Annotated in this window: 3 protein-coding genes; 1 reads left to right on the top strand and 2 read right to left on the bottom strand. The window is 36.5% G+C overall.

The window, feature by feature from the left end; all coding sequences use genetic code 11:
• The first annotated feature begins 55 nt into the window (after window positions 1-55).
• Window positions 56-424 (top strand): phage protein, encoded by a 369-nt coding sequence (locus tag PL85_RS18660; RefSeq protein WP_115340196.1) that lies wholly within the window; start codon window positions 56-58, stop codon window positions 422-424.
• A 105-nt stretch (window positions 425-529) separates the two neighbouring features.
• Here PL85_RS18660 and PL85_RS18665 read toward each other — a convergent pair whose 3' ends face one another.
• Together PL85_RS18665 and PL85_RS18670 are read right to left on the bottom strand one after the other, a co-directional pair.
• The gene (locus PL85_RS18665; protein WP_115340197.1) at window positions 530-1084 is read right to left on the bottom strand and encodes a hypothetical protein; all 555 of its coding nucleotides are present in this window, start codon (window positions 1082-1084) and stop codon (window positions 530-532) included.
• Window positions 1074-1469, bottom strand: a complete 396-nt coding sequence (locus tag PL85_RS18670; protein ID WP_115340198.1) for a hypothetical protein — start codon at window positions 1467-1469, stop codon at window positions 1074-1076. Before PL85_RS18670 ends, PL85_RS18665 begins: the two co-directional genes overlap by 11 nt.
• Window positions 1470-1758 lie beyond the last annotated feature (289 nt).

The following is a 1758-nucleotide window of genomic DNA, read 5'->3' on the forward strand; positions in this document are numbered from 1 at the left end:
AATACAGTTGCATACGCATTGGTTATAGTATCTCTCGTTTCTGAGAGATATCACCATGAAGTATCACGAAATGACCAAAAACTCTGTTTTTCGTGAATTTGAGTGCAAGTTAAGTGAAGAAGAGACCGCTAAACTTTGTTTTAAAAGTGTGAGTGTGGTCAAAGGTTGGGACAAAGGAAAGGAGATACCAAGGGAGTGTAAGCGGCTAATGAGAATGGCGAAAGGTCGCGAACTCAGTTCATGCGCAACCTGGGAGCAATTCAAAATGCATCATAACAGGATGGAATTACCGACAGGACAATTGGTAACACCCCAAGAAATTTTAGCAGGTATAGCGCTATTGGAAATTGAAGCCGTTAACGATGTGAAAACACTATCCAAACTGCTTAAGTTCGCAAGAGTTATCAGTAGAATTAAAGGATGATTAGAAGCCCGTAAAGGACTTACTACTCTAATACTAAAAAACAAAACCCAACGCTTGAATTAGAATAGACAAACGTTGGGAATCATTCTTAAATAATTTTTAGTTTTATTTTTTTTGTGGCTTACTGCTTGACTTTAAAAAAGAGCCTACGATACCTACAACTGTTCCTCCACCGATAAGCAAAGCAACTTCAGTTTTGTCTTGTAAGGCTAAATAGAATGCGCCAGTGATGCAGAATAAAACTATGAAAGCAGCTAAAATAAGACTCAATGTTTGGTTGTTAGACTCTCGCTTATTAGCTAAATCTTGATTGGATAAATGTTTTTCATTTAGTTCAATTTCTTTAGCTTTTAACGCAATTATACTCTCGGCATGCTTAGCTTTATTGCTTTGTGCAATTTCAGCCATAACCATCATCCGCTCAGGGAGATCAGCTTGAGTTAAAGCGTAGCCTCGTATATCTTCTGGGGATGGCATTGGTCCATGATGAACTTTTTGCACTATATATTTACTGATCTTTACGGCAGCTTCAGGATCATTCTCAGCTACTCTTTCTAGTACACCATCGATTGCTTCAGCTTCAGTGGAGTTAGAGTTGCTTTCGTCTAGGTCCGTTTCTTGCTGAGTTTCTAGCAATCTGCTTTCATTTTCATCTATCATAATTTGTTTCTAAATGCGTCTCTTTGTGATTTATTAGCGTTGAGCAAGTATTAGGGGCCTTATCTTCGAAATAGTTTTCGATAGCTTCAATAGTCAAGTCTGTAGATAAATTGAGTGTAAGACCGCCTGTTTTAGTATTTAGGAAATTATGTTTAGCAGAACTTAATAGGCTCTGATTCTTAGTACTCTCATGCGTAAGTTCAAGAAATGCTCTACCAATATTTTCAGATACATCTGACCAATGGGATGAAATGTCGTCAGCTAAAACATCATACTGCAAATTAAAATGTACAGCAGCCCGATAGGCTTCTGGCTCTTTCGCTTCCTTAGGACATAAGTCAAACATTGAACCTAAGCTTTTGATAACTAACGTTTTTGTGTTCATATAAACACCTCTGACATGCAATGCTCTTTATATAGTAGATATATATATACCAATAGTACATTTTATGGTTACAAAGTCACGTATTAAAAGTGGATGTTTAACCTCTATGCATTTAAATATCACACTAAATTTTATATAAAAGTATGGATGATAATCAATAGGTTATTCAAAATTCATATAACTGGTACTGATTAGTAGTGCTTAATTTATACGGTGCAGTTCAATTTTTAAGAAGCTAGGAGAAAAGTGACTACGAAGCCTGATAGATTGGTGGAAAGTACCCCCGTAG

It is taken from the genome of Vibrio anguillarum (assembly GCF_001989995.2).
Lineage (GTDB): Bacteria > Pseudomonadota > Gammaproteobacteria > Enterobacterales > Vibrionaceae > Vibrio > Vibrio anguillarum.

Excerpts from the sequence above, each read along its gene's own strand:
- PL85_RS18660 (WP_115340196.1), top strand. The coding sequence starts at position 56 with ATGAAGTATCACGAAATGACCAAAAACTCTGTTTTTCGTGAATTTGAG.
- PL85_RS18665 (WP_115340197.1), bottom strand. The coding sequence starts at position 1,084 with ATGATAGATGAAAATGAAAGCAGATTGCTAGAAACTCAGCAAGAAACG.
- PL85_RS18670 (WP_115340198.1), bottom strand. The coding sequence starts at position 1,469 with ATGAACACAAAAACGTTAGTTATCAAAAGCTTAGGTTCAATGTTTGAC.